The organism is Streptomyces sp. HUAS ZL42 (assembly GCF_040782645.1).
GTDB lineage: Bacteria > Actinomycetota > Actinomycetes > Streptomycetales > Streptomycetaceae > Streptomyces.
The window spans coordinates 3580258-3605413 of the sequence record NZ_CP160403.1 but is presented as its reverse complement, the minus strand read 5'-3'; the positions used below and the strand labels follow the sequence as shown (position 1 = coordinate 3605413).

24 protein-coding genes and 1 riboswitch are annotated in these 25156 nt (G+C 70.4%); of the genes, 12 read left to right on the top strand and 12 right to left on the bottom strand.

The features are described from left to right. Nucleotides 1-68 precede the first annotated feature (68 nt). Together ABZO29_RS16365 and hisN are read right to left on the bottom strand one after the other, a co-directional pair. Nucleotides 69-470 carry a cyclic nucleotide-binding/CBS domain-containing protein gene (locus tag ABZO29_RS16365; protein ID WP_367320928.1) on the bottom strand — a complete coding sequence of 134 codons (402 nt, stop codon included), beginning with the start codon at nucleotides 468-470 and terminating at the stop codon, nucleotides 69-71. A gap of 189 nt (nucleotides 471-659) precedes the next feature. After that, on the bottom strand, nucleotides 660-1460 hold the full coding sequence (gene hisN / locus ABZO29_RS16360; protein ID WP_367320927.1) for a histidinol-phosphatase: 801 nt from the start codon (nucleotides 1458-1460) through the stop codon (nucleotides 660-662). A gap of 734 nt (nucleotides 1461-2194) precedes the next feature. Between hisN and ABZO29_RS16355 the strand changes: the two genes are divergently transcribed. After that, nucleotides 2195-2806, top strand: a complete 612-nt coding sequence (locus tag ABZO29_RS16355; protein WP_367320926.1) for a TetR/AcrR family transcriptional regulator — start codon at nucleotides 2195-2197, stop codon at nucleotides 2804-2806. A gap of 116 nt (nucleotides 2807-2922) precedes the next feature. Here ABZO29_RS16355 and ABZO29_RS16350 read toward each other — a convergent pair whose 3' ends face one another. The 4 genes from ABZO29_RS16350 to ABZO29_RS16335 form a co-directional block, all read right to left on the bottom strand. After that, on the bottom strand, nucleotides 2923-3246 hold the full coding sequence (locus tag ABZO29_RS16350; RefSeq protein ID WP_367320925.1) for a multidrug efflux SMR transporter: 324 nt from the start codon (nucleotides 3244-3246) through the stop codon (nucleotides 2923-2925). A 76-nt stretch (nucleotides 3247-3322) separates the two neighbouring features. Further along, a complete protein-coding gene (rsgA, locus tag ABZO29_RS16345) occupies nucleotides 3323-4333 on the bottom strand; it encodes a ribosome small subunit-dependent GTPase A (protein ID WP_367320924.1) in 1011 nt (336 codons plus the stop codon). An 18-nt stretch (nucleotides 4334-4351) separates the two neighbouring features. After that, complete coding sequence (aroA, locus tag ABZO29_RS16340) at nucleotides 4352-5668, bottom strand: 3-phosphoshikimate 1-carboxyvinyltransferase (RefSeq protein ID WP_367320923.1); 1317 nt, start codon at nucleotides 5666-5668, stop codon at nucleotides 4352-4354. Between the two features lie 165 nt (nucleotides 5669-5833). Continuing rightward, nucleotides 5834-6556 carry a M50 family metallopeptidase gene (locus ABZO29_RS16335; protein ID WP_367320922.1) on the bottom strand — a complete coding sequence of 241 codons (723 nt, stop codon included), beginning with the start codon at nucleotides 6554-6556 and terminating at the stop codon, nucleotides 5834-5836. A 50-nt stretch (nucleotides 6557-6606) separates the two neighbouring features. Between ABZO29_RS16335 and ABZO29_RS16330 the strand changes: the two genes are divergently transcribed. The 10 genes from ABZO29_RS16330 to ABZO29_RS16285 all read left to right on the top strand — a co-directional run bounded on the left by ABZO29_RS16330 (nucleotide 6607) and on the right by ABZO29_RS16285 (nucleotide 16709). Next, a complete protein-coding gene (locus tag ABZO29_RS16330) occupies nucleotides 6607-7422 on the top strand; it encodes an SOS response-associated peptidase (protein ID WP_367320921.1) in 816 nt (271 codons plus the stop codon). Between the two features lie 54 nt (nucleotides 7423-7476). Next, nucleotides 7477-8109: an alpha/beta family hydrolase gene (locus tag ABZO29_RS16325; RefSeq protein WP_367320920.1), complete on the top strand. Its 633-nt coding sequence runs from the start codon at nucleotides 7477-7479 to the stop codon at nucleotides 8107-8109. A 257-nt stretch (nucleotides 8110-8366) separates the two neighbouring features. Then, nucleotides 8367-9050 (top strand): RNA polymerase sigma factor SigR, encoded by a 684-nt coding sequence (gene sigR / locus ABZO29_RS16320; protein WP_367320919.1) that lies wholly within the window; start codon nucleotides 8367-8369, stop codon nucleotides 9048-9050. Then, nucleotides 9047-9358 (top strand): mycothiol system anti-sigma-R factor, encoded by a 312-nt coding sequence (rsrA, locus tag ABZO29_RS16315; protein ID WP_367320918.1) that lies wholly within the window; start codon nucleotides 9047-9049, stop codon nucleotides 9356-9358. The genes sigR and rsrA overlap by 4 nt, the downstream gene beginning before the upstream one ends. A 147-nt stretch (nucleotides 9359-9505) precedes the next feature. After that, nucleotides 9506-10870 carry an HD-GYP domain-containing protein gene (locus ABZO29_RS16310; protein ID WP_367320917.1) on the top strand — a complete coding sequence of 455 codons (1365 nt, stop codon included), beginning with the start codon at nucleotides 9506-9508 and terminating at the stop codon, nucleotides 10868-10870. Continuing rightward, nucleotides 10867-12114, top strand: coding sequence for an HD-GYP domain-containing protein (locus ABZO29_RS16305; protein ID WP_367320916.1), 1248 nt, complete (start codon nucleotides 10867-10869; stop codon nucleotides 12112-12114). Before ABZO29_RS16310 ends, ABZO29_RS16305 begins: the two co-directional genes overlap by 4 nt. Before the next feature lie 105 nt (nucleotides 12115-12219). Continuing rightward, complete coding sequence (locus ABZO29_RS16300; protein ID WP_367320915.1) at nucleotides 12220-13200, top strand: tetratricopeptide repeat protein; 981 nt, start codon at nucleotides 12220-12222, stop codon at nucleotides 13198-13200. A 124-nt stretch (nucleotides 13201-13324) separates the two neighbouring features. Then, nucleotides 13325-13975 carry a peptide deformylase gene (gene def, locus ABZO29_RS16295; protein WP_367320914.1) on the top strand — a complete coding sequence of 217 codons (651 nt, stop codon included), beginning with the start codon at nucleotides 13325-13327 and terminating at the stop codon, nucleotides 13973-13975. A gap of 281 nt (nucleotides 13976-14256) precedes the next feature. Further along, nucleotides 14257-15342: an epi-isozizaene synthase gene (gene cyc1 / locus ABZO29_RS16290; RefSeq protein ID WP_367320913.1), complete on the top strand. Its 1086-nt coding sequence runs from the start codon at nucleotides 14257-14259 to the stop codon at nucleotides 15340-15342. Beyond that, nucleotides 15339-16709: a cytochrome P450 gene (locus ABZO29_RS16285; RefSeq protein ID WP_367320912.1), complete on the top strand. Its 1371-nt coding sequence runs from the start codon at nucleotides 15339-15341 to the stop codon at nucleotides 16707-16709. Before cyc1 ends, ABZO29_RS16285 begins: the two co-directional genes overlap by 4 nt. 4 nt (nucleotides 16710-16713) lie before the next feature. Here ABZO29_RS16285 and ABZO29_RS16280 read toward each other — a convergent pair whose 3' ends face one another. Beyond that, nucleotides 16714-17679, bottom strand: a complete 966-nt coding sequence (locus ABZO29_RS16280; protein ID WP_367320911.1) for a helix-turn-helix domain-containing protein — start codon at nucleotides 17677-17679, stop codon at nucleotides 16714-16716. A gap of 92 nt (nucleotides 17680-17771) precedes the next feature. Here ABZO29_RS16280 and ABZO29_RS16275 point away from each other — a divergent pair, with 92 nt between their 5' ends. After that, nucleotides 17772-17996, top strand: coding sequence for a hypothetical protein (locus tag ABZO29_RS16275; protein WP_367320910.1), 225 nt, complete (start codon nucleotides 17772-17774; stop codon nucleotides 17994-17996). On the opposite strand, the gene ABZO29_RS16270 is transcribed toward ABZO29_RS16275, so the two are convergent. The 5 genes from ABZO29_RS16270 to ABZO29_RS16250 form a co-directional block, all read right to left on the bottom strand. Further along, the gene (locus tag ABZO29_RS16270; RefSeq protein ID WP_367320909.1) at nucleotides 17963-18442 is read right to left on the bottom strand and encodes a hypothetical protein; all 480 of its coding nucleotides are present in this window, start codon (nucleotides 18440-18442) and stop codon (nucleotides 17963-17965) included. The genes ABZO29_RS16275 and ABZO29_RS16270 overlap by 34 nt on opposite strands. A gap of 98 nt (nucleotides 18443-18540) precedes the next feature. Next, nucleotides 18541-20583, bottom strand: coding sequence for a putative Ig domain-containing protein (locus ABZO29_RS16265; protein WP_367320908.1), 2043 nt, complete (start codon nucleotides 20581-20583; stop codon nucleotides 18541-18543). Nucleotides 20584-20855: 272 nt separating this feature from the next. Beyond that, a complete protein-coding gene (locus ABZO29_RS16260; protein WP_367320907.1) occupies nucleotides 20856-21869 on the bottom strand; it encodes a ribonucleotide-diphosphate reductase subunit beta in 1014 nt (337 codons plus the stop codon). Next, the gene (locus ABZO29_RS16255) at nucleotides 21869-24226 is read right to left on the bottom strand and encodes a ribonucleoside-diphosphate reductase subunit alpha (protein ID WP_367320906.1); all 2358 of its coding nucleotides are present in this window, start codon (nucleotides 24224-24226) and stop codon (nucleotides 21869-21871) included. The genes ABZO29_RS16260 and ABZO29_RS16255 overlap by 1 nt, the downstream gene beginning before the upstream one ends. A gap of 143 nt (nucleotides 24227-24369) precedes the next feature. Then, a riboswitch (cobalamin riboswitch) is annotated at nucleotides 24370-24447 on the bottom strand. Nucleotides 24448-24534: 87 nt separating this feature from the next. Continuing rightward, nucleotides 24535-25038, bottom strand: coding sequence for a GNAT family N-acetyltransferase (locus ABZO29_RS16250; protein ID WP_367320905.1), 504 nt, complete (start codon nucleotides 25036-25038; stop codon nucleotides 24535-24537). Between the last annotated feature and the right edge of the window lie 118 nt (nucleotides 25039-25156).

Below are 25156 nucleotides of genomic sequence, written 5' to 3'. Positions count from 1 at the left end.
AGCTCGTTTTAGACATCATCTAAGTGTGGCGCCCGCGCGGGCGCGGTCCGCGCAGGCGCCGCCTTATGTCAACCGGTGAGGGTGCCCGCGTGCTGCCGTAGCGGCGCCCAGCAGCGGATGATGTCGCGGACCGAGACGATGCCGGCCGGTTCGCCGCGGTCGAGGACGATGAGGTGACGGAAGCCGCCGTGGGCCATGGCGTGGGCCGCCTCCTCCAGGGTCCAGGACGGGGCCGCGAACACGACGTCGGTGGTGGTGTGCGCGTGGGCTCGTTCGGTGTCGGGGTCCTGGCCTAGGCCGACCGAGTTGAGGATGTCGCGTTCGGTGAGGATGCCGATGCCGCCGGCGTCGGGGTCGAGGACCACCGCCGCGCCGACCCGTCGGGCGGACATCAGGGCGGCGGCCTGACGGAGGGTGTGGGCGGGGCCGATGGTGAGGACCACTGTGCTCATGGCGTCGCGGACGAGCATGGGATGGAGCCACCTCCTAGGGGAATCCGCTTCGGCCCGCCGACCCCCGGTCGGTCGGTGAGGCGGGTGAGTTAGTTCACGGATTCACAAATTCACAAGTGGGGGGACTCTCAGAGTCGCAGGTAAAGCGCGGGTCAACAAGGGGGCGCGTGCGGCTGGTTGCGGGCGTGCGCGCCTACCTCGTGCTTCTCAGTAGCGCTGGTTGAGATACCCCAGGAACTCGTCGTGCAGCAGGCCGTTCGACGCGGCCGCGTTTCCGCTGTGCGGGCCGGGGCGGCCGTCGAGGCCGGTGAAGGTGCCGCCGGCCTCCGTGACGATGATCGCGTTGGCGGCCATGTCCCAGAGGGAGAGTTCCGGTTCCGCGCAGATGTCGACCGAACCCTCGGCCACCATCATGTACGGCCAGAAGTCGCCGTACGCGCGCGTGCGCCACACTTCGCGGGTCAGGTCGAGGAAGCCGCCCAGGCGGCCCTGGTCCTCCCAGCCGGAGAGCGAGGAGTACGCGAAGGAGGCGTCCGTCAGCTTCGAGACGCGGGAGACGCGCAGGCGGGTGGCGGAGGAGAGACTGCGGCCGGTGAAGGCGCCGTGGCCCTTCGCGGCCCACCAGCGGCGGCCCAGGGCGGGGGCGGAGACCACGCCGACGACGGGCTGGTAGCCGCCTTCTGCCGCTTCCATCAGGGCGATGAGGGTGGCCCAGACGGGGACGCCGCGCACGTAGTTCTTGGTGCCGTCGATGGGGTCGATCACCCAGCGGCGGGGGCCCGTGCCCTCGATGCCGTACTCCTCGCCGAGGATCGCGTCGCGGGGGCGGGCGCGGTGGAGCTGGCCGCGGACGAGTTCCTCGGCCGCCTTGTCCGCTTCGCTCACCGGGGTCATGTCCGGCTTGGTCTCGACCTTGAGATCGAGGGCCTTGAAGCGGGCCGTGGTGGCCGCGTCGGCGGCGTCCGCGAGGACGTGGGCGAGGCGGAGGTCGTCGAGGTAGTCGGGCATGTAGCGAACGGTATCCGTCGTGGTCGGTACGGGGCTATAGGGGGCCCGGGGTGCTCGCGTGCAGGGTGCCGGTGCGGGCGGGGGTGGTCGAGCGAGCGAGCGCCTGCGGCCGGCGGATGCGGATCGCCTGCAGCCAGGGGGATGCCGGTCAGGAGGTGCCCGGTGTTGTCGGGGCGGGGTGGGTCGCGCAGTCCGGCGCCGGCGGGGTGCCGCCTGCGACGGGTGGGTCGCGTAGCCCGGCGCCAGCGAGGTGTCGCCTGCGGCGGGGTGCCGCTTGTGGTGGGTGGGCGCACGCGTAGTCCGGCGCGGGTGGGGTGTCGCCTGCGGCGGGGTGCCGCTTGTGGTGGGTGGGCGCACGCGTAGTCCGGCGCCGGCGGGGTGCCGCCTGCGGTGGGTCGCGTAGTCCGGTGCCGGCGGGGTGCCGCCTGCGGTGGGTCGCGTAGTCCGGTGCCGGCGGGGTGCCGCCTGCGGTGGGTCGCGTAGTCCGGCGCTGGTGGGGGCCGCCTGTGGTGGGGTGGGGCGCGCAGCCCGTCCGCGCCCAGTCGTGCCGCCCCAGCGGCACGGCTTGCCCGCGGATGGGCGGAGTGGCTGCTCGCGGCTCGACGAGCGGTGGCCGTCCGCGGGTTGGCGGCGTACCGAGGCCGAAGCGCGCCCCCCCGATGCCCTCGCGAACCCTTGACAGTGCTCCCGTACGCGTCAAATCTGGGCGCAGAGTCGCTCGCCCCGGGGAGGCGATGATGCCTGCAGCGCGGGAATCCCTGCTGGACGCCGCTTTCACGGCGCTGGCGCGTCGGTCGTGGTCCGCCGTGCGGATGGTGGACGTCGCCTCGGCGGCCGGAGTGTCCCGGCAGACCCTCTACAACGAGTTCGGGAGCAAGGAAGGCCTTGCCCGGGCGCTCGTCAGAAGGGAAGCGGACGGGTATCTCGCCGGGGTCGAACGCGCGCTCACCACGCCCGCCGACCTCCGGGAGAGACTGACCGCGACCGCCGAGTGGACCGCCTCCGCCGCCCGCGAGAACGCGATCGTACGGGCCATGCTCACCGGCTGCTGGAGCGAGCGACTGCCCTCGCCGACGCTGTCCGCGGTGCCGTCCTCCTCGGCCGTACCGGCGCAGCGGCGCGCGGACGGGCCGCTGCCCTCACCCGGCGACTTCGTGACCTTGGTCCGCGACCGTGCCGTCGCGGTGCTGGCCGGCCCCCATGCGCACAAGGCGGACGTCGCCGAACTGGCCCGGTCGTGCGAACTGGTCGTGCGGCTGGCCCTTTCCTGTGTGTCGGCTCCTCCGGGCGAGGGCGGCGTCGCCGACCTGGTGCGCAGCGCACTCCACCGGCAGGTGCCGGCCTAGTAGGGCCTGTCCGGCGGATCAGTTGCAGGGAAGCAGCGTCGCCTGTTCAGCGCAGGGGAGCGGGGCGCCCCGCTCCCCGCGTCTGCGGCATGATCCGCCGGACAGGCCCGAGCGCCTCAGTGCGCGGAGCCCGACAACTGCAGGCCGATCACGCCGATGATCACCAGGCTGATCGAGACGATCTTCAGGACGGACACCAGGTCGCCCAGGAACACCATCCCGTAGATCGCGGTGCCCGCCGCGCCGATGCCGGTCCACACCGCGTAGGCGGGGCCCACGTCGAGCTTCTTCAGGGACAGGGTGAGCAGGCCGAAGCTCCCGAGGGCGAATATGCAGAACGCGACGGTCGGCCAGAAACGGGTGAAGCCGTGGGAGAGCTTGAGGCCCACGGCGAAACCGGTCTCGAGCAACCCGGCCACGATGACCAGCAGCCACGCCATGTGCTGTCCTCCCGTATGTCCGGCTGGGTGCGATTATGCACTTACCGGACCCACGCCCCCACAAACAACGCAGAGGTCAGTCGCCTTCCTTGCGTTCCCTCGTCGCCAGCAGCCTGCGCAGGGAGTACAGCCGGGCCGGGTCCGCGTGACCCTCCGCGACCCACTCGTCCAGAGCGCAGTCCGGCTCGTCGTGACTGCACGCGCGCGGGCAGCCCTCCGTGCCCGGCTCCAGGTCGGGGAAGGCGTGGATGACGCGGGACGGGTCGATGTGGGCCAGGCCGAAGGACCGTACGCCCGGGGTGTCCACCACCCAGCCGCCCGTGTCCCGCAACGGGAGCGCCAGGGCCGACGTCGTCGTGTGCCGGCCGCGGCCCGTCACCGCGTTCACATGGCCGGTCAGCCGGCGGCGGTCCTCCGGGACCAGGGCGTTCACCAGGGTCGTCTTGCCGACCCCCGAATGGCCGACGAAAGCCGTGATCTTGCCGTCCAGCTGTTCCCGCACCCGGTCCGCCGCGCCGCCGTTCTCCAGTTCCTCGCGGCTGGTGACGACGTACGGGATGTCGAGGTCGCCATAGAGCTCCAGAAGCTTGTCGGGCGGGGCCAGGTCCGACTTCGTCAGCACCAGGAGGGGGTCCAGGCCGCCGTCGTACGCCGCCACCAGACAGCGGTCGATCAGGCGGGGGCGCGGCTCGGGGTCGGCCAGGGCCGTGACGATGGCCAGCTGGTCGGCGTTGGCGACGACCACGCGCTCGTACGGGTCGTCGTCGTCCGCGGTCCGGCGCAGCAACGAGGTGCGCTCTTCGATGCGGACGATCCTGGCGAGGGTGTCCTTCTTACCGGACATGTCCCCGACCAGCGCCACCCGGTCGCCCACGACCGCGGCCTTGCGGCCCAGCTCACGGGCCTTCATCGCCAGGACGATCCGGCTGTCGACGAGGCAGGTCAGCCGGCCGCGGTCGACCGTGAGGACCATGCCCTCGGCCGCGTCCTCGTGCTTGGGGCGGATGTTCGTGCGGGGTCGGTTGCCCTTGCGGTTCGGACGGCTGCGGATGTCGTCCTCGTCGGTGTGCTTGCCGTAGCGGCGCATGACTGTATCCCCGCGTCCCTACGCCCCGAGCATCCCGGTCCACAGCTCGGGGAAGTCCGGCAGGGTCTTCGCCGTCGTCGCCACGTTCTCGATCTGCACGCCCTCGACCGCGAGGCCGATGATCGCGCCGGCCGTCGCCATGCGGTGGTCCTCGTACGTGTGGAAGATCCCGCCGTGCAGGGAGCGCGGGCGGATGTGCAGGCCGTCGGCCGTCTCGGTGACGTCACCGCCGAGTTCGTTGATCTCCTTGGTGAGCGCGGCCAGCCGGTCCGTCTCGTGCAGGCGCAGATGGGCCACGCCCCGCAGGGTGGACGGGGAGTCCGCGAGGGCGGCGACCGCCGCGATGCCGGGAGTCAGCTCGCCGACGTCGCCGAGGTCCACGTCGATCCCGTGAATGGCACCCGATCCGGTGAACTCCAGGCCGTACTCGGTCAGTTCGCAGGAACCGCCCATCCCGGTGAAGATCTCCCGCAGCCTGTCACCCGGCTGGGTCGTCCGGGCGGGCCAGTCCGGGACGAGGACCTTGCCGCCGGTCACCAGGGCCGCCGCCAGGAAGGGCTGGGCGTTGGACAGGTCCGGCTCGATCGTCAGATCGCGGCCGAGCAGGGCGCCCGGCGTGACCCGCCAGACGTTCGGCTCGCCGCCCGACTCCGGGGTGTCCACCTGGGCGCCGACCGCGCGCAGCATGTCCACGGTCATCCGGATGTGGGGCATGGAGGGGAGCGTGGAGCCCGTGTGGCGGACCTCGACGCCCTGGTTGAAGCGCGGGCCCGAGAGCAGCAGCGCCGAGACGAACTGCGAGGAGGACGAGGCGTCGATCTCCACCGGACCGCCGTCCAGCGCTCCGCCGCCGTGGACCGTCAGCGGCAGCGCCCCGCGGCCGTCGTCGTCGATCCGCGCGCCGAGGACGCGCAGGGCGTCGATCACGCCGTGCAGGGGACGCTCGTACGACCTCGGGTCGCCGTCGAAGCGGATGGGGCCGTCCGCGAGCGCGGCGACCGGGGGCAGGAACCGCATCACCGTGCCCGCGTTGCCGACGTCGACCGTGGCCGGGCCGGACAGGCCCGTGGGGAGCACACGCCACGCCTCGCCCGTCCCGTCAGGGCCCACGCCCTCCTCGATGCCGACGCCCATGGCGCGCAGCGCGTCCGCCATCAGCAGCGTGTCGCGGGAGCGCAGCGGGCGGCGCAGCCAGCCGGGCTCGGAGGCGAGGGCGGCGAGCACGAGGGCGCGGTTGGTGACCGACTTGGATCCCGGCACGTGGACCGTCGCGTCGACGGCTCCGCTCGCGTGCGGGGCGGGCCAGAGGGCGGTGTGTGCGGGGTTCGGGGCCATGGGCCCCACTCTAGTGAACTTGGGGGGCGGTCGTTCGGGTGCGGGAGCGTCGTGGCAGGTCGCTCCCCCACTCTCGGCTTCGCCCGATCGGGGGGACCCCCATCGCGGCGGAGCCGCTGATCGACACAGCCCCGCGCCCCGTTGATGCTGCCCCCACGGGGTGGATCACACCTCCAGCAGCCACCTGCCCCCGCCTATCAGCGAGCACAGCGACACCGCGTGGAACAAGAACAACCACAACCCGGCCGGCACATGCGTCAACCGCGACAGCTGGTCCGCGTCCGAGTCGCCCGCGCCGCCGCGGGAGCGCTTCGCCTGGAGTTCGAAGGCCGGGCGGACTCCACCGAGCAGCAGGAACCACACCACCGCGTAGGCGAACGCGGCCTGCACCTGGGGGCCGGCCAGCCAGGAGACCACCACGAAGGTTCCGCCGGTGACGACCACCGTCAGGGCGCCGTAGGCGTTGCGGATCATCACCAGCATCGCCATCAGGAGGGCCGTGGCCGCCCACAACAGCAGCGTGATGTGCCCCGCGGCCAGCAGTGCCGCGCCGCCCAGGCCGAGGAGTGGGGGAGCGGTGTAGCCGGCGGCAGCTGTGAGGATCATGCCGATGCCGTGCGGCTTGCCTCGGCTGACGGTGAGGCCGCTGGTGTCGGAGTGCAGCCGTATGCCCGTGAGCTGCCGACCGGTGAGCAGGGCGATCAGGCCGTGGCCGCCCTCGTGGGCGATGGTGATCGCGTTGCGGGAGAGGTGCCACAGGTTGTGCGGGACGACTATCGCGAGCGCCGCGACCATGGTGCCGAGCACCACCCAGAGGTCGGGGTCGGGCTGGGTGCCGATGAGCCGGTCCCAGAGGTCGGGCAGCGCGGTGGATGCGGTGCTGTCCATGTTTCCCGGTGGCTCCCTCTCGTCGTACGGAGTCTGGCAGTGTGGCACGTATGTGCGGACGGTATGCAGCGAGTCGCAGGCCCGAGGATCTCGCAGGAATCTTTGAAATCGAGAAGTGGGACCCCGAAGAGACCCTGGCGCCCGACTACAACGTGGCTCCGACCAAGGAGGTCTACGCCGTCCTCGACCGTCCTCTCAAAGACGTGGACGACCCGCGGCCGGTTCGGCAGCTGCGGAAGCTGAAGTGGGGGCTGGTGCCGTCCTGGTCGAAGACGCCCGAGGGGGGCGCGCGGATGATCAATGCGCGGGCCGAGACGGTGTTCGAAAAGCCGTCGTACCGGCGGGCCTTCGTCTCCCGGCGGTGCATCATCCCGGCCGACGGCTACTACGAGTGGGTCACGGGGGAGCAGGAGCGGGATCTGGAGGTCGAGGGGAAGAAGAAGCGGCCCCGCAAGCAGCCGTACTTCGTGTTGCCGGCCGACGGGTCCGTCTTCGCCATGGCCGGGTTGTACGAGTTCTGGCGTGACCGGACGCTGCCGGACGAGCATCCGCAGGCCTGGTGGGTGACGTGCTCAGTGATCACGACCGAGGCGGAGAAGACGCCGCTGGCGGTGGGGCCGGCGGAGGGGCCGCGGGCGCTGGCGGACATTCATCCCCGGATGCCGTTGATGCTGACGCCGGATCGGTGGGATGCGTGGCTGGATCCGTCGCGGACGGATGTGGAGGATCTGCGGGAGTTGCTGGCGCCGCCGGGTGAGGGGTTGATGCGGGCGTATCCCGTTTCCACGGCGGTCAGCAATGTGCGGAACAACGGGCCCGAGCTGCTGAAGGAGCTCGAGGGGCCGGAGGAGGGGACGTTGTTCTGAGGCTGACCGGGCGTTGGGTCCGCCGCCTGACGGCCATGTGATTACGGTGGTTTTGTGACCCGTACCGAGACTGTCGAGACCGACGCCGGGAGCGCCCGTATCACCTGGCATCCCGCCCGGAAGGCCGCACTCGTCCTCGCCGTCGGCCACGGTGCCGGTGGAGGCATCGAGGCCCGTGATCTTCAAGCGCTCGCACACGACCTCCCCGGGCACGGCGTCACCGTCGCCCTCGTCGAGCAGCCCTGGCGGGTGGCCGGGAAGAAGGTGGCGCCCGCGCCCGGGACGCTCGACGTCGGGTGGCGGGGGCTGTGGCCGGCGCTCGCCAAGCCCGGGTTGCCCGTGATCTCCGGTGGGCGCAGTGCCGGGGCCCGTGTCGCCTGTCGTACCGCCGTCGAACTGGGCGCGCACGCCGTCCTCGCCCTCAGCTTCCCGCTCCATCCGCCCGGCAGGCCCGAGAAGTCCCGGGCCGACGAGTTGCTGGGGGCCGGAGCGCCCACGCTCGTCGTCCAAGGGGGGAACGACCCGTTCGGGAGGCCCGAGGAGTTCCCGGAGGGGGCCTACGAACTCGTCGAGGTGCCGTACGGCGACCACGGCTTCGCCGTGCCGAAGCGGGCGGAGCTCACGCAGGAGCAGGCGGTGGCGATCGTCACCGAAGCGGTTGTGACGTGGGCCGGGTCACTGGGGTAAAGGGTCGGGAATGTTGCGGGCCGGGCCTCTGTTGAGGCCGACAGAAGTGCTGAAACACCGGCACCGACGTCGTGGGAGAGGAAGTCCGCCGCATGGGTTCGACCATTTGCCCGAGCCGCAGCAGCCGCACTGACCTGGACTGGACGGTGCTGCACGCGGCGAAGGCCACGTCCATTCGGGCGGCGGACGGACCGGATCGTCGTCTATCCTCCGATTCGAGCGGGACCGGTTTCGGTCCGGCCCGGAATCTTGAGGAGGTGGGTCCGGTCACTGGGACCGACGCAGGGACCGAACACGGCCAGGCGGAGCAGCCCGAGGGCCAGGGCAACAGCGCGGAGTCGAGCGCGGAGCGAAGCGCGCGCTTCGAGCGGGACGCGCTCGAATTCCTCGACCAGATGTACTCGGCCGCCCTGCGCATGACGCGCAACCCGGCGGACGCCGAGGACCTGGTGCAGGAGACGTACGCCAAGGCGTACGCGTCCTTCCACCAGTTCCGCGAAGGCACCAACCTCAAGGCGTGGCTGTACCGGATCCTCACCAACACCTTCATCAACTCGTACCGCAAGAAGCAGCGTGAACCCCAGCGCAGCGCGGCCGAGGAGATCGAGGACTGGCAGCTCGCCCGCGCCGAGTCGCACATGTCGACCGGTCTGCGCTCCGCGGAGTCGCAGGCGCTCGACCACCTGCCCGACTCGGACGTGAAGGAAGCACTGCAGGCGATCCCCGAGGAGTTCCGCATCGCCGTGTATCTCGCGGACGTTGAGGGCTTTGCGTACAAGGAGATCGCGGACATCATGGGGACACCCATCGGTACGGTGATGTCCCGGCTGCACCGGGGCCGCCGTCAACTGCGCGGCATGCTCGAGGACTACGCCCGTGAGCGCGGGCTGGTCCCGGCCGGCGCCGGAGAGTCGGACGAAGCGAAAGGCTCGGGCTCATGAGCTGCGGAGAGCCGCACGAGACGGACTGCAGTGAGGTACTCGATCATCTCTACGAGTTCCTCGACAGTGAGATGCCGGACGTCGATCGCGACAAGTTCAAGCAGCACTTCCAGGAGTGCTCGCCGTGCCTGGAGAAGTACGGTCTCGAGCAGGCCGTGAAGAAGCTGGTCAAGCGGTGCTGCGGGCATGACGACGTGCCCAGCGACCTGCGCGCCAAGGTCATGGGGCGACTTGAGCTGATTCGCTCCGGGCAGATCGTGCCCGAGCACGACGTGACGGCCGCGCCGGCGACTCCGCAGGAAACCTGAACCGACGCGGGACGCCTGAACCGACGCAGGACGCCTGAACCGACCCTCATCACTCGAACGGGCTAATCCGCGGGTGGAACGCCCGCGGCCCCGCCTCTCGCCACCCTAGGCTCCCAGCCTGGACGGGCACGGGTCAGGGGAGTGGCGATGGAGGCGGTTCCGGCGCGGGCGCGTGTGTACGTCGTCTGTGCCTGCCTCGGCGCGCTGCTCTGTCTGCCGATCGCGCACAGTCCCGACGGCCCCTTGCCGCTGCCGACCGTTCCCACGCCCTGGTGGGCGGCGCTGCTGCTGAGCGGGCTGTACGCCGCGGGCGAGCAGGTGGCCGGACGGCGCCTGACCGGCACCTTCTACCCCGTCCTGCTGGCCGGGGCGTTCCTGCTGCCGCCGTCCGCCGCCGCACTCGTGGCCGTCACCGGGGCGCTGCTCTCCCGTGTGGAGCAGCGCCCCTTTCTGCTGCGCCGGATCTGGCGGGCCGCCCGGCTGGTCCTCGGCGTGTGGGCGGCGGCCTGGGTGCACTGGGCGCTGGACGGGTGGGACTCCGTCATGGAGTGCGACTTCCCGTACGCGCTCGTGCCGGCGGGGGCGGCGGTGCTGGTGTTCTGTGCCGTGCTCGCCGTGCTGGACGCGGGGATCCTCGCACTGACCACGGGGTTGCCGCCCGCGCCTGCGGGGCGGCGGGGGAGCGCACTGGTGCGGCGGGCCTGGCGGGAGCTGTTCCTGCGGTCGCTCGCGCCCGTTGCCGTGCACGGGCTCGCCGGGCTGATGATGGCCGTGCTGTGGCGCAGTCCGTACGGGCCTGTCGCCGCGTTGCTCGTGCTGCTGCCGATGTGCGTGTCGTGGTGGGTGTTCGCGCAGTACCACCGGGAACGGGCGGCCCACCAGGCGACCATCCGTGCGCTGGTGCAGGCCGTCGACATCAAGGACGGGTACACCCGCGGGCACAGCGAGCGGGTCGGACAGGCGTCGATGATGATCGCGCATGAGCTGGGGCTGGACGACGAGCGGATCGAGGTGCTGCGGTTCGCCGGGATCCTGCACGACGTGGGGAAGCTGGGGGTGCCCACCCGGCTGCTGCGCAAGGACGGGCCGCTCACCCCCGAGGAGCGGCGGGTGATCGAGCTGCATCCCGAGTACGGCCACGAGATCGTGCGGGGGATCTCCTTCCTCGGGGAGGCCAGGGCGGCGGTGCTGCACCATCACGAACGGCTGGACGGGAGCGGGTATCCGTACGGGCTGGTGGGGAGTCAGATTCCGGAGTCCGCACGGGTGGTGGCCGTCGCCGACGCCTTCGACGCGATGACGTCCAACCGGTCCTATCGCAGGGCCCGGCCTGTTTCCGCCGCGCTGAACGAGCTGGAGCGGTGCGCGGGGTCCCAGTTCGATCCGCGGATGGTGCAAGCCCTCGTCAGGGCGCTGGCCCGGCACGGCTGGCACCCCACGGTCACGGCCGACGAGCCCCGCCCGCCCCGTTCCCGGCCGCCGGTACCCAGCCGGCCGGGAGTGCACCGATGAGCCCGTGTCGGCCCTGTCTCCTGCTCCCCCTGGTCCATACGTCCGCCGCCCTTCTCGCTCTCTCCTCCTTCGCCGTCACCCTCTGGACCGGCCTCGAGGAGAGACCCCTCGCACTCGCCTTCGGTCTGCTCGTCACCCTCGGTGAGCTGACCCGGTGGCGTGGGCCCGATCTCAGGGAGGCCGCGCCGCTCGGCGCCGCGGGGGCCCTGTCGTACGCCCTGCTCGGAGAGAACGCCGGCTGGCCCACACATCACGGCGTCGCGCAGGTCGTCGCCGTCGTGCTCGCCGCCTCCCTCCTCGGCAGCGTGCCGCACATCGCGCGGGGGCGGCGGCCCGCCCTCGACCATCTCGCCCGGCGGGTGCACACCGCCGGGTTCGCCGCCGTGTGCTTCCAACCCCTCTACAACCGCGGGGCGTTCGACACATGGGACGGACCCGCCTACGCGCTGCTGCTACTGGCGCTGCTCTCCCTCACGGCGCTCTGCGACGCCGTGCTCGCCGCCGCGCTGGCGCACGCACGGACCCGGTGGCCGTTCGGGCCGCTGCTGCGGGACGAACTGCGGGCCATGACCGGGATCGGCTCCGCCGTGTGCGCCACAGGGGCGGTGATGGCGCTCGCGGTGGCGGTCGTCGGGCTGTGGGCCCTGCCCGTGTTCTCGCTGCCGCTGCTGCTGACGCAGCTGGCTTTCCGCCGCTACGCCGCCGTGCGGACCACCTACCGGCAGACCATCGCCTCCCTCGCACGGGCCACCGAGATAGCCGGGTACACCCCGGCCGGGCACGCCCGGCGGGTCGCCGCGCTCAGCCGGGCCGTGGGACGGGACCTGGGGCTTTCGGAACCCGATCTGACCGTGCTGGAGTACGCCGCCCTCATGCACGACATAGGGCAGCTCAGCCTGGTCGATCCCGTGCCCGCGGGGGCCACGGCCGCGCTGCCGGTGGCGGAGCAGCGGCGGATCGCGTTGCTCGGCGGGGCCGTCGTACGGCAGACCGGGGTCGACGCGGCGGTCGCCGTGGTCGTGGAGCGGCAGGCCGACCCCTGCGACGAGCAGCCGGTGGCCGCACGGATCGTGCGCGCGGTGAACGCCTACGACGAGAAGTCGCGCGCCGCAGGGCCCGGAGGGCCCCTGACAGCCCTGGAGGAGCTGCGGCTGGGGACGGCCGCGGAGTACTCGCCCGAGGTCGTGGAGGCGCTGGCCCGGGTGCTGTCCCGGGGCTGTCTGACCTTGCCCGCAGCTGGGTAACCCATGGGTAATGAGCGCCCTTCCAGCCGCACGTGGTTGGATGCGAGGGAGAGAGTGTCCGGGGGCACTGGCCAGCCCACTAAACGGAACTGGCAGGCGGGAATCGTGAGGATCTTCGGCAAGGGACGGCATCGGCCCTCCGCCTCCTGGCGGCAGGCCACCGACCGCGCGTTCACGCTGATCGGCGACGGCCGGTACGAGGACGCCGGCGCGCTGCTGACACGTGCCGCGGACCTGGAGCCGTGGCTCTCCGAGTCCTGGTTCAACCTCGCCCTCCTGCACAAGTTCCGGCACGACTGGGAGCAGGCCCGGGCGGCCGGTCTGAGGGCCGTCGCGCTGCTCGACCGGGAGACGGGCGCACCTGACTGGTGGAACGTGGGCATCGCGGCCACCGCGCTGCAGGACTGGCCGCTCGCGCGGCGGGCCTGGCAGGCGTACGGGCTGTATGTGCCGGGCGGGGCCACCGCCTCCGGGGAGCCGCTGGGCATGGACCTCGGGAGCGCCGCCGTACGGCTGTCGCCCGAGGGCGAGGCCGAGGTCGTGTGGGGGCGTCGGCTCGATCCCGCCCGCATAGAGGTGCTGTCCATCCCGCTGCCGTCGTCCGGGCGGCGCTGGGGCGAGGTCGTGCTGCACGACGGGGTGCCCCACGGGGAGCGGACCACCGCCGCGGGGCATGCCTACCCGGTGTTCGACGAGATCGAGCTGTGGGCGCCATCGCCGGTGCCGACCTGGGTGGTGCTGCTGGAGGCTGCGAGCGAGGACGACCGGGACGCGCTGGAGCAGCTTGCCGCTGACGCGGGGTTCGCGGCGGAGGACTGGTCGTCGTCCGTACGGCTGCTGTGCCGGATGTGCTCGGAGTCGAGGATGCCGTCCGACGAGGGTGACGGGGAGCATCTCGACCCGCACGATCACAGTGAGCCGGGGCACCCGGGGCCGCTGGGGCATCGGACGGACGGGCAGCTGTGGGTGCCGGAGCGGGAGTGCGGGGTGGCTGCGCCGGCTTCGCTGGTGAGGGGGTTGCTGGACGGGTGGGTCGCGGACAGCCCGGATTCCAGGGATTGGCGGGACTTGGAAGAGGTTTGCTGAGTCCGTTCGACGCTGCGGCGCCGTCGTGGCTGGTCGCGCAGTTCCCCGCGCCCCTATGGGGGCGCTTCACCGTACCCTGTATCAGCATCACACCCCCGTTTTTCTAGGAAGGCATACGTCGGTCATGGCGCAGCAGGACACCGATCAGCAGCACGCGGGCGTGCTCCCCGTGGACGACGAGGGCTTCGTCATCGACACCGAGGACACGGAGGAGCGGGAGCAGGCGTACCGCGGGCGCGGCACCTCGCGGCCGATCACGGTCGTCGGGAACCCGGTGCTGCACAAGGAGTGCAAGGACGTCACCGGGTTCGACGACGAGCTGCTGAAGCTGGTGGACGACATGTTCGCCAGCCAGCGCACCGCCGAGGGTGTGGGCCTCGCCGCCAACCAGATCGGCGTCGACCTGAAGGTGTTCGTCTACGACTGCCCGGACGACGAGGGTGTGCGGCACGTCGGCGTGGTCTGCAACCCGAAGCTCGTCGAACTGCCCGCCGACAAGCGCCGCCTGGACGACAGCAACGAGGGCTGCCTCTCCGTGCCGACCGCGTACGCGCCGCTCGCCCGGCCCGACTACGCCGAGGTGACCGGGCAGGACGAGAAGGGCAACCCGATCAAGGTGCGCGGCACGGGCTACTTCGCCCGGTGTTTGCAGCACGAGACGGACCATCTGTACGGGTACCTCTACATCGACCGGCTCTCCAAGCGTGAACGCAAGGACGCGCTGCGGCAGATGGCGGAGAACGAGCCCCGCTACCCCGTGGTCGCGAACGACTGACCTTCACAATTCCCTTACGTACGGCGCCTGTTCGGGTTTCCCTGCCCGAACAGGCGCCGTTCGTCTGTCCGTCGCACATTCGATCGCGTCTGCTCCCCTAGCGATCCGGAACCAGTTGCGCAAGGGGACATTCTTGGCACCGCGGGGTAGTGAAGGGAGCAAATCCATTCCCAGAACGCTCAGTTGTGGTGCTGAATGGGAAGTGCGGGGATACGCAACGGCGCACGCCCGGCACAGCGGGAGGGGCGTGCGCTCATCCGGCGGCTGAGAGGGGTTTGTCCGTGCATGCTTTCCCACCCGGCACCACATCGACACCGACAGCGATCGCCGTACCACCGTCGCTCTCCCTTCCTGTGATCGAGGCGGCGTTTCCCCGACAACTGCATCCGTATTGGCCCAGGCTCCAGGAGAAGACCCGCACCTGGCTGCTGGAAAAGCGGCTCATGCCTGCGGACAAAGTGGAGGAATATGCCGACGGCCTTTGCTACACCGACCTCATGGCGGGCTACTACATCGGCGCCCCCGATGAGGTCCTGCAGGCGATCGCCGACTACAGCGCATGGTTCTTCGTCTGGGACGACCGCCACGACCGTGACATCGTGCACGGCCGCGCGGACGCCTGGCGGCGGTTGAGGTTCGAGTTACACGCGGCCCTCGACTCCCCCGGGCACCATCTGCACCACGAGGACTCCCTGGTCGCGGCGTTCGCGGACAGCATGGTGCGGCTGTACTCGTTCCTGCCGCGGACGTGGAACGCCCGCTTCGCCCGGCACTTCCACGCGGTGATCGACGCGTACGACCAAGAATTCCGCAACCGCACCCACGGAATCATCCCCAGGGTCGAGGAATACCTGGCGCTGCGCCGCCTGACCTTCGCGCACCGGATCTGGACCGACCTGCTCGAGCCGAGTGCAGGATGCGAACTCCCGGACGGTGTAAGGAAACACCCGGCATATCGGCGGGCGGCGCTGTTGAGCCAGGAATTCGCCGCCTGGTACAACGATCTGTGCTCGCTCCCGAAAGAAATAGCGGGAGACGAGGTGCACAATCTCGGAATAAGTCTCGTCGCCCACGAGGGGCTGACCCTGGAAGGGGCGGTCGAGGAAGTTCGGCGGCGGATCGAGGAATGCATTTCGGAATTCCTCGTCACCGAGCGGGAGGCGATCCGGTTCGCCGACGGCCTCGACGACGGCACGGTGCGGGGAAAGGAATTGAGCGCGGCCGTGCGCGCCTGCCTCTGCAACATGCGGAACTGGTTCAGTTCCGTCTACTGGTTCCACCACGAGTCCGGCAGGTACATGGTCGACAGCTGGGACGATAGGTCCACGCCCCCGTACGTCAACAACGAAGCGGCAGGTGAGAAATGACCGTCGAATCCGTGAAACCCGTGGAAGTCCAGGCACCGGAGTTGAAGGAGCCGCCTCTGGCGGGCGGTGGGGCCCCGCTGCTCGGCCACGGCTGGAAACTGGTCCGCGACCCGCTCGCCTTCATGGCCCGGCTGCGCGACCACGGCGACGTGGTCCGCCTGAAGCTCGGCCCCAAGACGGTGTACGCCGTCACCACGCCGGCCCTCACGGGCGCCCTCGCCCTGAGCCCCGACTTCGTGATCGACGGACCCCTGTGGCAGTCCCTGGAGGGCCTGCTCGGCAAGGAGGGCGTGGCCACCGCCAACGGCCCCCGCCACCGGCGGCAACGGCACACCATCCAGCCCGCCTTCCGGCTCGACGCGATACCCGCGTACGGCCCGATCATGGAGGAGGAGGCGCACGCGCTGACCGAGCGCTGGAAGACCGGCGAGACCATCGACTGCACCTCCGAGTCCTTCCGCGTCGCCGTGCGCATCTCGGCCCGCTGCCTGCTGCGCGGCCGGTACATGGACGAGCGGGCCGAGCGCCTGTGCAGGGCGCTCGCGATCGTCTTCGGGGGCATGTACCGGCGCATGGTGGTCCCGCTCGGGCCGCTGTACCGGCTGCCACTTCCGGCCAACCGCGAATTCAACCGGGCTCTGGCCGATTTGCATGTCCTCGTCGACGAGATCGTCGCCGAACGCCGGGCATCCGGTCAAAAGCCGGACGATTTGCTGACGGCATTGCTGGATGCGAAGGACGACAATGGCGATCCCATCGGGGAACAGGAGGTCCACGACCAGGTCGTCGCGATACTCACCCCCGGCAGTGAAACCATCGCCTCCACGATCATGTGGCTGCTCCAGGTCCTCGCGGAACACCCGGAACAGGCGGACAGGGTGCGTGCCGAGGTGGAATCCGTGACGGACGGGCGTCCCGTGGCATTCGAGGACGTCCACCGGCTCACCCACACCAACAATGTCGTGGTCGAGACCATGCGTCTGCGCCCAGCCGTATGGATATTGACGCGGCGGGCCGTCGCCGACACCGAACTCGGCGGGTATCGCATTCCGGCCGGGGCGGACATCGTGTACAGCCCGTACGCGATCCAGCGCGATCCGCGTTCGTACGCGCATCACCTCGACTTCGACCCCGACCGCTGGCTTCCGGAACGGGTGAAGGATGTGCCGAAATACGCCATGCGGCCGTTCAGTCTGGGCAACCGCAAGTGCCCGAGCGACCATTTCTCGATGGCCCAGCTGTCGCTCATCACGGCGGCGATCGCCACGAAGTACCGCTTCGAGCAGGTGGCCGGGTCCAGCGACACGACACGGGTCGGCATCACCCTGCGCCCGCAGAGACTGCTGGTGAGGCCGGTGGCGAGGTGACGGGTCAGGCCGCCTCGGGCCCCCGGAACGTGCGCCGATAGGCGTTCGGCGTGGTTCCCAGGGCCCGTACGAACTGGTGCCGCAGCGCTGCCGCGGTGCCGAATCCCGTGCGGCCTGCGATCGCGTCCATCGTCTCGTCCGTCGCTTCCAGCAACTGCTGGGCCAGCAGCACGCGTTGGCGCAGGATCCAGCGGTACGGGGTCGTGCCCGTCTCCTGCTGGAAGCGGCGGGCGAAGGTGCGCGGGGACATGTGCGCACGGTCGGCGAGCTGCTCCACCGTGACCTCCTCGTGGAGGTTCCGCTCCATCCACACGAGCACCTCGCCGACCGTGTCGCACGTGGAGCTCGGCAGCGGCCGTTCGATGTACTGCGCCTGGCCGCCGTCGCGGTGTGGCGGCACGACCATGCGCCGGGCGATCCTGTTGGCGACCTCCGGGCCCTGCTCCTTGCGTACGAGGTGCAGACAGGCGTCGATGCCGGCGGCCGTCCCGGCCGACGTGATCACCGGGTCCTCGTCGACGTACAGCACGTCCGGTTCGATCACCGCGCGCGGGAAGCGCCGGGCCAGCTGCTCCGCCTGCCGCCAGTGCACACTGCACCGCCGCCCGTCCAGCAGCCCGGCGGCGCCCAGCACGAAGACGCCCGAGCAGACGCTCAGCACCCTTGCCCCGCGGTCGACGGCCCGGACGAGCGCGTTCAGCAGCTCGGGCGGATAGTCCCGGCTCACGTACTCGCGGCCGGCCGGCACGGCGATCAGGTCCGCCTCCTCCAGCCGGTCGAGGCCGTACGGCGTGGAGACCGTGAGTCCGCCGACATGAGTGCTCAGCGTCGGTCCTTCCGCCGAGACCACCGCGAAGTCGTACACCGGAAGTCCCTCGTCGCTGCGGTCGATCCCGAAGACCTCGCAGACGACGCCGAATTCGAAGGGATGCACGCCGTCGAGCAGGACGGCCGCCACGTTCTTCAGCATGCTGCCAGTGTGCCTCGGAAGTGGCAGTAATTCGAGGGTGTGCGGCAGTCCTGCCACTCCCGGTAAGGAGCATTCGGCGTGACAGTGGTGTCATGACTACCGGACAGACAGAAGGACTGATCGGAATGCTCACCGTCTTCGGGATCCTCGTTCTCCTGGTCCTCCCGTCAGTGATCGGGATCGTGCGCGAGAGGCGCGTCGACCGCCAGATCCGGGAGGCCGAGCGGGCCCGCCGGGAGGCCGCCGGCTCCGGTCCGCCGGCCGAGCGACCCGTAGCCGGGGGTTACTTCACCACGACGGTGACCCACCACTCCTGAATGCCCTTGCACGAGACGCCGCCGGTCTCGGTGGCGCACAGCGGGCGCGACGTGCTCAGCCGCACCGTCCCCGCCGAGACCGCCCTGAAGGCGGCGCTCGCGTCGCCCGGCTGGAGGACGATGCCGCTGTTGGTGGCCTCGAGGCCGCTGCCGTCGGCCTTGACCGGCTGCCAGGGCCGGCTGGCGGTGCCGTCCAGGCTGATGCGGACCGTGCCGCCTGTAGCCAGGCACACCGTCCGGCCGCTGTCGGCGGCGTCGAGCGCCGACTCCGCCGTACAGCCCGCCGAAGCCGAAGCCGAAGCCGAAGCGGAAGGCGGAGTCGACGTGGGGGGCGGCGACACGGTGCGGCTGCCGTCCTTGCCGCTGTCCGTCTGAGTGCCGCAGCCCGCGAGGAGAAGTGTCAGCGTCGCGAGGGCGAGCAGCGGGTGCCGGATCGTTCTGCGCATGGGGGGCCTCCTTGCCGTTTGGACGTGTCACCCGCCCACTCGGATCCACGCCGGAGCCCGGGCCGCAGAAGCGACCGGGGCCCGGGGCGGAGCGGTGATCAGCCGGTCGTCACGGCGGTGTCGTCGACGACGAAGCTGGTCTGGAGCGAGGAGTCCTCGACACCGCTGAACTTCAGGGTGATCGTGGAGCCGGCGAACGAGGACAGGTCGAAGGACTTCTGGGTGTAGCCGGAAGCCTTGTCGAGGTTGGAGTAGGTGGCCAGGGTCGTCGATCCCGCGGTGACCGTCAGCTTGTCGTAGGCGCTGCTGGTGGAGGTCTCCGCGGTGTCGATGTGCAGGTAGAACGTGAAGGTCGCCCTGCAGCCCGAGGGGATGGTCACCGACTGGGACAGCGCGTCGGTGTGCGAGGAGCCGTACCCGTCCAGCCAGGCGTAGTACGAGCCGCCGTGCGCCGACTCACCGCTGGAGTTGGTGATGACGCCGCTGGAGGCGCTCCAGGTGGCGTTCCCCGACTCGAAGCCCGGGTTGCCGAGCAGCTGGGACGAGGTGCAGGTGCCGCTGCTCGAACCCACCGTCCAGGTGAACGAGGCCGAGCCGGAGGCGCCCGTGCTGTCCTTCGCGGTCACGGTGACCTGGTACGTACCGGCGGTGGACGCCGTACCGGAGATCAGCCCGGACGAGCTGCTGATCGACAGGCCGGTGGGCAGGCCGGAGGCGGTGTAGGTGAGGGTCGCGCCCGCGCTGTCCGTCGCCTTGATCTGCAGGCTGACCGAGCCGCCGGTCGTGGTCGACCGGTTGCCCGGGTTGGTGACGGTCACCGTGTTGCCGGAGCTGCTGCCGGAGGCGAAGGCGGTGGTGCCGTTGGGGGTGCCCCAGCCGGTCGGGCCGTCGTAGCCGGTGGTCGCGGTGCAGAAGTACGAGGTGGTGCAGCTGCCGTTGCTGCCGCTGGTGACGTCGTACAGGTTGCCCGTGTGGCTGTAGGGGTACTTCGCCGGGTAGTCGCTGGATCCCGGGGTGCCCGCGAGGGCGTACACACCCGCGATGATCGGCGCCGAAGCACTCGTACCGCCGTAGACCGCCCAGCCGGAGCCGCCGTAGGTGTCGTAGACGGCCACGCCCGTCGCCGGGTCGGCGACCGCGGAGACGTCGGCCTCCATGCGCTTGCCGCACCCGGTGTCGGTCTGCCAGCTCGGCCTGGGGTCGTACGCGGAGCAGCCGGAGCCGGTGCCCTCGGTGCTGCTGGTCTTCCACACGGACTCGGTCCAGCCGCGCGAGTTGGAGGACGTGGAGAGCGCGGTACCGCCGACGGCGGTCACGTACTGGGAGGTCGCCGGGTACTCGGCGCCGTAGCCGCTGTCACCCGCGCTCACCGTGATGGCGACGCCCGGGTGCCTGAAGTACGAGGTGTCCTCGCTGGTCTGGGAGGACGACTCGTCGCCGCCCCAGCTGTTGGACACGAACTTCGCGCCCAGGGAGACGGCCTCGTTCTCCGCGATGCCGAGGTCGGTGTCGTTCGCGGAGTCGGCCTCCACCAGGATGATGTTGCAGTTGGGGCAGACCGCGCTGACCATGTCGATGTCGAGCGCTTCCTCGCCCGCCCAGCCGGTGTCGTTCGTCGGCAGCGAGGTGGTCGAGCCGGTCTGGCTGACCTGCTTGAAGCAGCCGTTGGCCTTGGTGCAGGCCGACAGGCCGTACGTCGAGCGGTAAGTGGCCAGGTCCGACTCGGCGTTGGGGTCGTTGTACGCGTCGACCACGGCGACCGTCAGACCGGAGCCGCCGGTCGAGGGCAGGTTGTAGACGCTGTGCAGGTTGGCCGGGCTGAGGCCGGAGGGCGCGGCGGCCGCCGTCGCGGAGGCGAGCCGCTGCTTGATGTCGGTGCGGCGCTGGGCGAAGCAGGCGGCGTGACCGGGGGTCGCTTCACCGCACAGGTGCTCGGTGGGCACCTGCTGGCCGGCCGTGCCGGCCGCGTGTACGGCCTGCCGCTCCGGAGCGGTGAGGGCCTTGGCGTTCTGGGTCACCCGCGAAGGGGTGGTCTGGGCCTGTGCCGTCGGTGCGGCGACGAGCCCGGCGAGGCCGAGGGCGAGGACGGGTATCGCGGTGGTCAGGAGTCTTCGCAGACTCCGTCGGGGCTTCTCACGCATGGGGGGTACTGCCTCCGTCGGTGGGGTTTCAGGCAGGCCCGTGACGCGCGTAGCGAACGGCAGAGTGCGCGGTCATGAGCATGACATTGGACACCCTGCGATGCCGTGGAACGTGGCATGAGCAGGACGGCCCGAACGTAACCGGGGCCGAGGAGGCGGGAGAAGAAGGGTCAGGAGAACTTTGCCGCTCCATAGAAGGTCCATGGACGGCCCATGGAAGCTCCATGGGCCGTCCCAAGCCTCCGGAGGCCAGAAGTCCTCGTCTTCGGAGGCTAGAAGTCCTCGTCGAGGTCGACCGTGCCCTCCACCGCCACCTGGTAGGCGGAAGGCCGCCGCTCGAAGAAGTTGGTCAGCTCCTGCACACCCTGCAACTCCATGAAGGAGAAGGGGTTTTCGGAACCGTGGACCGGGGCGAAGCCGAGGCGGGTGAGGCGCTGGTCGGCGACGCACTCCAGGTACTGGCGCATCGAGTCGGTGTTCATGCCCGGGAGGCCGTCACCGCACAGGTCGCGTGCGAACTGCAGCTCGGCCTCGACGGCTTCGCGCAGCATGTCCGTCACCTGCTGCCGGAGTTCGTCGTCGAAGAGGTCCGGCTCCTCCTTGCGGACGGTGTCCACGACCTCGAAGGCGAAGCTCATGTGCATCGTCTCGTCACGGAACACCCAGTTGGTGCCGGTGGCCAGACCGTGCAGCAGACCCCGGCTGCGGAACCAGTAGACGTACGCGAAGGCACCGTAGAAGAACAGGCCCTCGATGCACGCGGCGAAGCAGATCAGGTTGAGCAGGAAGCGGCGGCGGTCGGCCTTCGACTCCAGGCGGTCGAGTTTCTCGACGGAGTCCATCCACTTGAAGCAGAACTCGGCCTTCTCGCGGATGGACGGGATGTTCTCGACCGCCGCGAAGGCGGCCGCGCGGTCCTCCGGGTCGGGCAGGTAGGTGTCGAGCAGCGTCAGGTAGAACTGGACGTGGACGGCCTCCTCGAAGAGCTGCCTGCTCAAGTACAGGCGCGCTTCGGGGGAGTTGATGTGCTTGTACAGCGTCAGCACCAGGTTGTTCGCGACGATCGAGTCGCCCGTCGCGAAGAAGGCCACCAGACGGCCGATCAGATGCTGCTCGGCGGGCGTGAGCTTCGCGAGGTCGGCCACGTCGGAGTGGAGGTCGACCTCCTCCACGGTCCAGGTGTTCTTGATGGCGTCCCGGTAGCGCTCGTAGAAGTCCGGGTAGCGCATGGGGCGGAGAGTCAGCTCGAAGCCCGGGTCGAGCAGGTTCTTGGCTTCGCTGGTCATTACTGGCAGGCCTCGCAGGACTCGGGGTTTTCCAGGGAGCAGGCGACCGCGTCTTCAGGGGTCGTCTGTACGGGAATCGGCGTTTGCGCCTGTGCGGCGCGGGCGATGCGGGTCGCCGGGCGCGAGCGCAGGTAGTACGTCGTCTTCAGGCCTGACTTCCAGGCGTACGCGTACATCGAGGAGAGCTTGCCGATGGTCGGCGTCTCCATGAAGAGGTTCAGGGACTGGGCCTGGTCCAGGAACGGGGTACGGGCCGCCGCCATGTCGATCAGAGCGCGCTGCGGGATCTCCCACGCCGTGCGGTACAGCCGCCGTACGTCCTCGGGGATCCACGCGAAGTCCTGCACCGAGCCGTTGGCGTCGCGCAGGGCCTCCCGGGTACGGGCGTCCCAGACGCCCAGTTCCTTCAGGTCCTTCACCAGGTACGAGTTGACCTGCAGGAACTCACCCGACAGCGTCTCGCGCTTGAACAGGTTGGAGACCTGGGGCTCGATGCACTCGTACACGCCCGCGATCGAGGCGATGGTGGCGGTGGGCGCGATGGCGAGCAGCAGCGAGTTGCGCATGCCGACCGCGGCGACACGTTCCCGCAGGGCCGCCCAGCGTTTTGGCCAGGCGAGGTCCACGTCGTAATGGTCGGGGTGCAGAACGCCCCGGGCGGTACGGGTCTTCTCCCAGGCCGGCAGCGGGCCGCTGCGCTCGGCCAGGTCGGCGGACGCCTCGTACGCGGCCAGCATGATCCGCTCGGCGATCCGGGTGGAGAGCGCCTTGGCCTCCGGCGAGTCGAAGGGCAGGCGCAGCTTGAAGAAGACGTCCTGCAGGCCCATCGCACCGAGGCCGACCGGGCGCCACTCGGCGTTGGAGCGGCCCGCCTGCTCGGTCGGGTAGAAGTTGATGTCGACGACGCGGTCGAGGAAGGTGACGGCCGTGCGGACGGTGGCGTCAAGGCGCTCCCAGTCGAGATCGCCGTTCGTGACGAACGCGCCGAGGTTGACGGACCCCAGGTTGCAGACCGCGGTCTCCCCGTCGTCCGTGACCTCCAGGATCTCCGTGCAGAGGTTGGAGGAGTGGATGACGTGACCCGGCTCGGCCGTCTGGTTGGCGGTGCGGTTGGCGGCGTCCTTGAAGGTCATCCAGCCGTTGCCGGTCTGCGCGAGGGTGCGCATCATGCGGCCGTAGAGGTCGCGGGCCGGGACGGTCCTGCGCGCGAGTCCTTCGGCCTCGGCCCTGCGGTACGCGGCGTCGAACTCCTCGCCCCACAGGTCGACCAGCTCGGGCACGTCGGCGGGGGAGAACAGCGACCACTGCCCGTCGGCGTTCACCCGGCGCATGAACTCGTCCGGGATCCAGTGCGCGAGGTTGAGGTTGTGCGTACGGCGGGCGTCCTCACCGGTGTTGTCGCGCAGCTCCAGGAACTCCTCGAGGTCGGAGTGCCAGGTCTCCAGGTAGACCGCGGCCGCGCCCTTGCGCCGGCCGCCCTGGTTCACCGCGGCGACCGAGGCGTCGAGGGTCTTCAGGAACGGGACGATGCCGTTGGAGTGGCCGTTGGTCCCGCGGATGAGGGACCCGCGGGAGCGGATGCGGGAGTACGAAAGGCCGATGCCGCCGGCGTGCTTCGACAGGCGGGCGACCTGGTGGTAGCGGTCGTAGATGGAGTCCAGCTCGTCCTTGGGGGAGTCGAGGAGGTAGCAGGACGACATCTGGGGGTGACGCGTGCCGGAGTTGAAGAGGGTGGGGGAGGAGGGCAGGTAGTCGAGGCGGCTCATGAGCCCGTAGAGCGCGGCGACTTCGTCGAACGAGCCGGCGGTGTCGTCCTCGGCGAGACCGGCGGCGACCCGGAGCATGAAGTGCTGCGGCGTCTCGATCACGCGACGGGTGATCGGGTGCCGGAGGAGGTAGCGGCTGTGCAGCGTGCGCAGCCCGAAGTAGCCGAATCGGTCGTCGCCCTGCGGGTCGACGAGTGCGTCGAGGCGGTCGGCGTGGACGCGGACGAACTCCGCCGTACGGTCCGCGACGAGCCCCTCGCGGTGGCCGACGGCGACGGACCCCGTGAACGACGTGACGCCCTGCGACGCGGCCTCGGCGGCGATGCTGATCGTCAGCAGCCGGGCGGCCAGCCTCGAGTAGGCGGGGTCCTCGGAGATGAGGCCGGCGGCCGCCTCCGTGGCCAGCTCGCGCAACTCCGTCTCGTCCGCATGCGCCGACCGGCCACGCAGCGCGGCGGCGGCGACCCGGCCGGGGTCGGCGTCGGGGAGGTCGGCGGTCAGCTCGGTCAGGGTCCGCAGCAGCGCGGCTCCGGGACCGTCGTCGGCCACGGCGGGCGTCGCTGCAGCCGGGTCGGCTGGCGCGATGGTCACGTGGGGCTCTCCCTCGCTCGGCACGGGGCCTTGCGGAGGGCAGGGGGCAGCTCACGAGCGCACACGGCGTCGCGTCCACCGGCCCATTCCACGAGGCCCGGACGTCAGGCACCCGGACCGGACGGCCGGGCGCACTGTCGGCAGGTCCTCGGACTGGACGGGCGTGCGGACGCACGCGAGTACACCGTTGCGGGACAGTTCCGGATTCGCACCGGATTCCCCTGCGGCGACAGCGAGCATGAGCATACATCTTGTGTCGGGTTCCGGTGACGCCCCCATATGTTGTGTCGCGGTGACTTCGGAGCGTGTCAGAACGTCAACTCGTAGGTGACGAGAGTGAAGTCGCTGCCCGGGATCGGCTGCCAGTCGCGCTCGGGGGCGCGGACGAAGCCGAGGCGTTCGTAGATGCGGTGGGCGGCGTACATGACGGGCTGCGTCGACAGGACGATGCCGGTGCATCCCTCGGCGGCCCTCGCCCGGTCGATACAGGCGCGTACGAGAGCCTCTCCGGCGCCCCTTCCCCGGGCTTCGTGGGCCACGGCGAGCATACGGATCTCGGCCTCTCCGGTGCGGGCGAGGTCGGCCATGGGGCCGCCGGACGGGACGTAGGTGACGGTGCCGACCGGCTGGCCGCCGAGTGTGGCCACGAGTACCTCTGCGGCGGTGGCTCGCTTGGCCACGTTCTTCAGTTCGCCGAGGTACCAGTCGCTCTCGCCGAAGGCGAGGAGGTTGTCGTGGAGGTAGGCCCGGGCGGTGATGTTGCCGAGGGGTTCGTATTCGGTTGGTTTCGCTGCCCGGATCTCTATGTCCATGCGGGTGAGTCTGCACGAAAGCGGGCCGCCGTGGTTCTTGCTCTCGGCGGCTCGCTGCGGGTTTTCTGTGGCTGGTCGCGCCCGCGCGGCGGAGCCGCATATCGACACAGCCCCGCGC

Coding starts and splice junctions, on each gene's coding strand:
- ABZO29_RS16365 (WP_367320928.1), bottom strand. CDS start 470: ATGCTCGTCCGCGACGCCATGAGCACAGTGGTCCTCACCATCGGCCCC.
- hisN (WP_367320927.1), bottom strand. CDS start 1,460: ATGCCCGACTACCTCGACGACCTCCGCCTCGCCCACGTCCTCGCGGAC.
- ABZO29_RS16355 (WP_367320926.1), top strand. CDS start 2,195: ATGATGCCTGCAGCGCGGGAATCCCTGCTGGACGCCGCTTTCACGGCG.
- ABZO29_RS16350 (WP_367320925.1), bottom strand. CDS start 3,246: ATGGCGTGGCTGCTGGTCATCGTGGCCGGGTTGCTCGAGACCGGTTTC.
- rsgA (WP_367320924.1), bottom strand. CDS start 4,333: ATGCGCCGCTACGGCAAGCACACCGACGAGGACGACATCCGCAGCCGT.
- aroA (WP_367320923.1), bottom strand. CDS start 5,668: ATGGCCCCGAACCCCGCACACACCGCCCTCTGGCCCGCCCCGCACGCG.
- ABZO29_RS16335 (WP_367320922.1), bottom strand. CDS start 6,556: ATGGACAGCACCGCATCCACCGCGCTGCCCGACCTCTGGGACCGGCTC.
- ABZO29_RS16330 (WP_367320921.1), top strand. CDS start 6,607: ATGTGCGGACGGTATGCAGCGAGTCGCAGGCCCGAGGATCTCGCAGGA.
- rsrA (WP_367320918.1), top strand. CDS start 9,047: ATGAGCTGCGGAGAGCCGCACGAGACGGACTGCAGTGAGGTACTCGAT.
- ABZO29_RS16310 (WP_367320917.1), top strand. CDS start 9,506: ATGGAGGCGGTTCCGGCGCGGGCGCGTGTGTACGTCGTCTGTGCCTGC.
- ABZO29_RS16305 (WP_367320916.1), top strand. CDS start 10,867: ATGAGCCCGTGTCGGCCCTGTCTCCTGCTCCCCCTGGTCCATACGTCC.
- def (WP_367320914.1), top strand. CDS start 13,325: ATGGCGCAGCAGGACACCGATCAGCAGCACGCGGGCGTGCTCCCCGTG.
- ABZO29_RS16285 (WP_367320912.1), top strand. CDS start 15,339: ATGACCGTCGAATCCGTGAAACCCGTGGAAGTCCAGGCACCGGAGTTG.
- ABZO29_RS16280 (WP_367320911.1), bottom strand. CDS start 17,679: ATGCTGAAGAACGTGGCGGCCGTCCTGCTCGACGGCGTGCATCCCTTC.
- ABZO29_RS16275 (WP_367320910.1), top strand. CDS start 17,772: ATGACTACCGGACAGACAGAAGGACTGATCGGAATGCTCACCGTCTTC.
- ABZO29_RS16270 (WP_367320909.1), bottom strand. CDS start 18,442: ATGCGCAGAACGATCCGGCACCCGCTGCTCGCCCTCGCGACGCTGACA.
- ABZO29_RS16265 (WP_367320908.1), bottom strand. CDS start 20,583: ATGCGTGAGAAGCCCCGACGGAGTCTGCGAAGACTCCTGACCACCGCG.
- ABZO29_RS16260 (WP_367320907.1), bottom strand. CDS start 21,869: ATGACCAGCGAAGCCAAGAACCTGCTCGACCCGGGCTTCGAGCTGACT.
- ABZO29_RS16250 (WP_367320905.1), bottom strand. CDS start 25,038: ATGGACATAGAGATCCGGGCAGCGAAACCAACCGAATACGAACCCCTC.